At 53.4% G+C, this 266-nt stretch carries 1 protein-coding gene; it reads right to left on the bottom strand.

Features of this window, described 5'->3' with window-relative positions; genetic code table 11:
- On the bottom strand, positions 1–266 hold a 266-nt coding region (locus SB772_RS41780; protein WP_410838746.1), incomplete at both ends, for a hypothetical protein.

Below are 266 nucleotides of genomic sequence, written 5' to 3'. Positions count from 1 at the left end.
GATACGCGAGCGAACGTGAAGCGACTGCTGCTGCAAAACGTCTGCGACCTGAGCAACAACATGAATGGTCTTCGGTTTCCGTGTTTCGTAAAGTCTGGAAACGCGGAAGTCAGCGCCCTGCACCATTATGTTCCGGATCTGCATCGCAGGATGCTGCTGGCTACCCTGTGGAACACCTACATCTGTATTAACGAAGCGCTGGCATTGACCCTGAGTGATTTTTCTCTGGTCCCGCCGCATCCATACCGCCAGTTGTTTACCCTCAC

The sequence above is a fragment of the Paraburkholderia sp. SIMBA_030 genome (genome assembly GCF_046535245.1).
GTDB lineage: Bacteria > Pseudomonadota > Gammaproteobacteria > Burkholderiales > Burkholderiaceae > Paraburkholderia.
This window is presented reverse-complemented; position numbering and strand designations above follow the sequence as displayed.